Origin of the sequence: Bradyrhizobium valentinum (assembly GCF_001440405.1) — a bacterium.
Classification (GTDB): domain Bacteria; phylum Pseudomonadota; class Alphaproteobacteria; order Rhizobiales; family Xanthobacteraceae; genus Bradyrhizobium; species Bradyrhizobium valentinum.
The window spans coordinates 1-5,380 of the sequence record NZ_LLXX01000240.1 but is presented as its reverse complement, the minus strand read 5'-3'; the positions used below and the strand labels follow the sequence as shown (position 1 = coordinate 5,380).

Below are 5,380 nucleotides of genomic sequence, written 5' to 3'. Positions count from 1 at the left end.
ATGATCGCAGACCTCACGCCATACCTCATCGGATGGCGCGGGTACTTCGGCTTCTGTCAGACCGCGCGCGTGCTCACGAACCTGGAAGCCTGGATCCGCCGGAGACTGCGTTTGTATCTCTGGCGGCAATGGCGGAACGGGCATAACCGGTTCACGGAGCTTCGCCGCCTCGGCATCGCGAAGTTCGCCGCATCGGTCGCTGCCGGTTCACCGACGGGACTCTGGCGCATGTCCGGACACCCGGCGGTTCAACACGCCCTACGAAATCATGTGTTCGACTCACTTGGTCTCCCCCGAATCTTCATGCCTGTGCCGGCTTAACCCAATCGAACCGCCGTGGTACGGACCCGTATGCCCGGTGGTGTGGGAGGGGTGACGTCGCGAGACGTCCCCCTATCCCGATCAATCCCTCCCGATTCAAATCGGTCAGATTTTGCTCTAGCTTAGCTTCCCCCAGGAAGAAATGGGTCGATACGGGGCCATTAATTCGTCGTTGACGGACGGTTTTCTTGGTGCAGATGAAAAGGCGGCCGTTTCATTGTATGCGTTGATTTGGAAAGCATCGACGTGCTCTCCAACCTGCTTATCTCGACCTGATTGAGCCAGGACAAATTGGTCGGAGTGAAGTGGAAATGCAGATTGGTGCGGGCGTCGAGCCAATCTTCGGTGTTTTTGTGCGTCTTGAGGCTGTCCAGACCTGCCAGTTCGTTGGCCGGTTAACTATCTATCGGGCACAAGGCTGGCATTGTTCGCCGGCGCGTTGGGCGGACTTGCTTTAGCCGCTTGGTTGGGAAGCGATTTTCTCCGGAGTTCCAAAGCCGCCTCCCATCTGCTGATGGGAATTCCCTTACTGGCATAGATCGTCAAGGGGTGTTGTGCCGCGGTATGAACGACGTCTTCGAAGGAGCTCCATTGACGCAAGCGCGACTGTATCCAAGCACGATGCACGCAACTGTACGCTCGTAAGGCTCGTGATAGGTGTGGGATCTCAGAGTCTATGCAGCCGGACCACTTATCAATTGACAAACACGGAATCGACTGCACTCGCTGTGTTCTCGATGATGATATCGGCTTCGCCCCTTGTTAAGCAAAGCGGCGGGGCGAGCCCGAGAATATCGCCTTGCGGCAAGGCCCGGCCGATAACGCCACGCTCGAGCAGGGCGGCGGCTACCTGCTGACCAACTTTTTTGGTTGGATCGAAGAAGGCTCGGTCATCCTTGTCCTCAACAAATTCCACCGCCGCCATCAGCCCGTCCCCGCGTACCTCTCCGACGTTTCTGCGACCGGCGAGCACTTCAGTCAGTGCAGCGCGGAGGTAGGCGCCGGTATCACGAGCATTAGCGATCAAGCCCATCTCATCGATCAACTCGAGATTCGCAATGCCAGCCGCCGCGCAGATCGGATGGGCGGAACAGGTCCAGCCATGACCGATCATGCCGAGTTGATCGGAGCCTTGTACGAGCACTTGCCAAATCTTGTCAGAGACGATGACGCCTGAAAGAGGCGCGTACGCGGAGGTGAGGCCTTTCGAGATGGTGATTAGGTCCGGCCTAATGCCGTAGTGCTCGGAGCCAAACATGGTCCCAAGGCGGCCGAAGCCGGTGATGACTTCGTCCGCGATGAGTAGAATGTCGTATTTCTCTAGTACCGACTGCACCTTCTTCCAGTAGCCGGTGGGCGGCGGAACGATACCACCGGCGCCTAAGATCGGCTCTCCGATGAATGCCGCGACTGTATCAGGCCCCTCGGCCAGGATCATGTCTTCGAGCTTGTCGGCGCATTCTTGGGCGAACTGCTCCTCGCCCACCGTTCGGTCGGCCCGACGGAAATAATAGGGTGCCTCAGTGTGCAGAATTGGCGCACGCGGTAGATCAAAGGCGTTGTGGTACAGTTCAAGCCCGGTCAGCGAACCCGTCATTACGCTTGAACCGTGATAGCCGCGCCAGCGCGAGATAATTTTTTTCTTCTCCGGTCGGCCAAGCACGTTATTGTAATACCATGTCAGTTTGATATTTGTCTCGTTCGCATCGGAGCCCGACAGGCCGAAATAGACCCGGCTCATACCTCGCGGCGCGCGGTCTATGATCATTTTAGATAGCCTGATAGGGGCTTCGGTGCCGTTACCGATATAAGCGTGATAGTAGGCGAGTTCTTTCGCTTGTTTTGCAATCGCCTCAGCTATCTTCTGACGGCCGTATCCAACATTCACGCAAAAAAGGCCCGCAAAGGCGTCGAGACTGGTTCGGCCGGACGTATCAGTGATGTAGACACCATCCCCTCTGGCCATCACGCGCGTTGGCATTTCACCTCGCGCATGCGCTCCAGCATACGTCGCGGGGTGGAAGAAGTGATCGCGGTCCCAAGGGCTGAGTTCGTTAGAGTTGTCGAACATGTGCTGCTTACGTCCCGTGTTGCATGTCAGAGTGCACCGAGCTAACTATTTTGGCTGGCCGCGGCCCTCCCAAGCAGGGCGGCTTGCTGCCTCGAATGGAAGTGGAGCCGGAGATGTTGCCCCACCTCGCATCGACATGCGACCGTAGCAAAGCTGGCTATGGCGTGAACCTACGAGCATTAGTAGTTAGCTCGATGAGCGGTCGGACCGTTGCCCCCCTCTTCGTCACATTGTGTCCAAGAACTGACCATGAGAAGTCATATCACGCTTATTGGAGAATACAGCGTCGGACAATGAAGCCTCAAGATTGTCAATCGGCCCTTAAACGCCGACTGATCTCAGGTGGTCACTTCCGTTCCTTTGATAACAATGAGCCCCGACCTGGCGGAGTTCGCCATTGGGTGGACAGACCCAGCGCTGTGGTTGATGGTAACTTAGTTCTGCGGCCCTTTTGATTGGCGCCTGACGTCTATTTTAATCGCAGCTTGTACCGGCGTCGCTTCCACCTTTCGGACAACGCGCGGCGGCCTCTCCCGGTTTTTTTCATTCACGAGGCTATCGAGTAGGGCGATTTCCGTCGCGGTCAACGCAAGAGTCGGTAGTGCCCCTGGAACTCAGCGATTGAGCATCGTCATCCAGAAGACCCGCCAGGTGAGGGCGCAAAAGACCGAGATCAGGTTGGCCAGACGCTGGGCAGTCCGGAACTTCGAGTCCCCAAGGTCACGGTCGCCGAACTGGCCGATGTTCAAATCGACAAGTCCACTGAGATCATTTTCGGCGTAGCGCCTTCGCTGAGCACCGGCACCCAGGGATCGCGCCGCCAGAAGCGACATCCGATGAGGCGGCGATCCTGCATTGTTCGGTGACGACATCGCTATAGGGCCACGTCAATATCAAGCTCACGATTGGAGCCGGCCGGCCGGGACGGCCGGCGTTATCTTCAACACCATGAATCTCGCACCATCTATGTCCAGTTTGATACCTCTGATGTCGCGAACTCGACAAGGCGCCGCGGCCATTCCAGCGGACATGCTGTACGATTGCGCGATTGCGTACTCGGGTCCTGTCAGCAAGCGAGTATCATTCTGCAACTGGCACGGCGGTTGCTAGCAGAGCGAGGGGCACTACAGCCAGTGCGGAGATGGAGCCATGAAACTCGCTTCCGGATACAAAGCGTTTTGGGAAGTCGCCCACAAGGACTACCCAGACCAAATGAAGTTGGGCGGACTTCTTGATCAGTGGGGGATGATTGATGCAATGAGCAGCGTCGTAAATGCTGACTGTTCTGACCGCTTTGCAAAGCAATCCGGTCGCGGATCGAGATCATGTATAGATCCATGGAGTTTTCCCAACCGGACTACAAAAATCGGAGCCTTAGCGCTGACCTACAAGGGCTTGATATTGATCAAGACCCCATTTGATTTGGCCCTATATACGAGGCTTATTTGGGAACTTCAGCCGAGGACTATTATAGAACTCGGCTCTTTTCAGGGAGGTAGCGGACTGTGGTTTGCTGATCATATGTCGGTGCTTTGTAAGCATCCAGGCGAAGTGCACTCTTTTGACTTGAACACCAAATGTGTCCATGAAAATGCAAAACATCCACTACTTACCTTCCATCAGGTTGACCTTTCGATGGTCGAGACTTTGGACAAAAGCCTGCTGATAAAGTTACCTCATCCTTGGCTCGTGATTGACGACGCCCACGTGCAAGTATTTTCGGTCTTTTCTTATCTGAGAGAGTTTCTAGTGTCCGGAGATTATTATGTAATCGAAGATGTTCCCATAGAGGCGAATAAGGAGGTCATCGATGGCTTGCAATTGATGGAGGAATCAGGATTTCTGGTTGATACTTACTATACTGACGCGTTTGGGACCAATCTTACTTGTGCTCCAAATGCGTGGCTTCGAAAATCGTAGGGGGGCAAGTACACGTCTCGATCAACGAAGCGATGCAGGCCGAGTTTTCCGCGTCCTGATCATGCCTCACAAGCAATGCATTTTGCGGTTGAGGACAAGAGGACCGACTCTTCGCTCGACGATATTCGAGCCTAGCTCAATGCGGCTGTCGGCAAGGAACCGCATGAGCCCGTCCCAGTGGGTCTCGATGGCGTAGAGGGCGGCCATGCGCGCGAGCGCCTCGCTGGCGCTCGGGGCAGAACCGGCTTGGACAACGTGGAAGAAGCACCGCCGCAGGTGGGTCCAGCCTCAAGACGCTCGGCAACCGCTTCGATCGAGCTATCGCCCAAAGTTGGTGACGGCGGGAATCGGGAAGGCGGCATATCGTGGGGGTGCTTGACGCCTCCACTTCTCCACCGAAGGAGCGATATGCCATGTCCGATGATAACGTCATCCAGCTGATTCAGCCAGGAATCTTCGACGATCAACTCACATAAGTCTTGCGCGACGGGGCACGTGCCTTTCTCGCCAAGGCGGTCGAAGCCGAGGTTGCAGACTTTCTCGGCCAGCATGCCGATTTGCAGACCGCGGACGGCCACCAGCGCCTCGTCCGCCATGGCCACCTGCCGGAGCGCGACGTGATGACCGGTATCGGTCCGCTCGCCGTCCGCCAGCCGCGTGTACGCGATCGCGAGGCCGCCGCTGCTGACCTTGCCCCCAAGATTTATCCAGTTCTGAGTTCGCCCTTGCCGTTGGATTTGCCCGGTTGGGCGGTGGCAGCGACGGGAACTGGCGCGAAGCCTTCGGCATAGCGCAGCGCCAGATCCCGGCGCGGGTAGCAGGTCATTGCGAACTCGGCCGGGGTTCTCCATCCGAGCTGCGAGTGTGGTCTTTTGTCGTTATACAACAAGGCTCAAGAACGCCCACAGGACCGTTCTTCGCGAGGTTCTTTATCGACATCATCCCTGGTTTGGTCGCCGAGTTTGCGTTCATGGAAGGGTCGAGAAGGCTGATGATGTCGCTTTCCGCTGCTCTCTAGCAGTTTGCTGAAAAACCCAAGGATTTGAGTCTTTTTTGTCTCGGTGAACG

4 protein-coding genes and 4 pseudogenes are annotated in these 5,380 nt (G+C 56.3%); 3 read left to right on the top strand and 5 right to left on the bottom strand.

The window, feature by feature from the left end; translation table 11 throughout:
• Positions 1-321 (top strand): group II intron maturase-specific domain-containing protein (locus CP49_RS41490; protein ID WP_057855851.1); only part of this gene is annotated, 321 nt, incomplete at its 5' end.
• 263 nt (positions 322-584) lie between these two features.
• On the opposite strand, the pseudogene CP49_RS49585 reads toward CP49_RS41490, so the two are convergent.
• The 3 genes and pseudogenes from CP49_RS49585 to CP49_RS46600 all read right to left on the bottom strand — a co-directional run.
• Positions 585-695 (bottom strand): annotated as a pseudogene (locus CP49_RS49585) (IS630 family transposase); the annotation flags it as partial.
• Positions 696-1,015: 320 nt separating this feature from the next.
• A complete protein-coding gene (locus CP49_RS41485) occupies positions 1,016-2,392 on the bottom strand; it encodes an aspartate aminotransferase family protein (protein ID WP_057855850.1) in 1,377 nt (458 codons plus the stop codon).
• 614 nt (positions 2,393-3,006) lie between these two features.
• Complete coding sequence (locus CP49_RS46600) at positions 3,007-3,225, bottom strand: hypothetical protein (protein ID WP_057855849.1); 219 nt, start codon at positions 3,223-3,225, stop codon at positions 3,007-3,009.
• A gap of 316 nt (positions 3,226-3,541) precedes the next feature.
• On the opposite strand from CP49_RS46600, the gene CP49_RS41475 reads away from it, so the two are divergent.
• Positions 3,542-4,312, top strand: coding sequence for a CmcI family methyltransferase (locus CP49_RS41475; RefSeq protein WP_057855848.1), 771 nt, complete (start codon positions 3,542-3,544; stop codon positions 4,310-4,312).
• A gap of 10 nt (positions 4,313-4,322) precedes the next feature.
• Here CP49_RS41475 and CP49_RS44150 read toward each other — a convergent pair.
• Positions 4,323-4,597, bottom strand: a pseudogene (locus CP49_RS44150) (IS66 family transposase); the annotation flags it as partial.
• Positions 4,598-4,725: 128 nt separating this feature from the next.
• On the opposite strand from CP49_RS44150, the pseudogene CP49_RS41470 reads away from it, so the two are divergent.
• Positions 4,726-5,001: pseudogene (locus CP49_RS41470) on the top strand (IS256 family transposase); the annotation flags it as partial.
• Positions 5,002-5,015: 14 nt separating this feature from the next.
• On the opposite strand, the pseudogene CP49_RS44145 reads toward CP49_RS41470, so the two are convergent.
• Positions 5,016-5,195: pseudogene (locus CP49_RS44145) on the bottom strand (IS3 family transposase); the annotation flags it as partial.
• Between the last annotated feature and the right edge of the window lie 185 nt (positions 5,196-5,380).

Bases quoted from the DNA above. Each gene is read 5' to 3' on its own strand.
- CP49_RS41485 (WP_057855850.1), bottom strand. From the start codon at position 2,392: ATGTTCGACAACTCTAACGAACTCAGCCCTTGGGACCGCGATCACTTC.
- CP49_RS46600 (WP_057855849.1), bottom strand. From the start codon at position 3,225: ATGTCGCTTCTGGCGGCGCGATCCCTGGGTGCCGGTGCTCAGCGAAGG.
- CP49_RS41475 (WP_057855848.1), top strand. From the start codon at position 3,542: ATGAAACTCGCTTCCGGATACAAAGCGTTTTGGGAAGTCGCCCACAAG.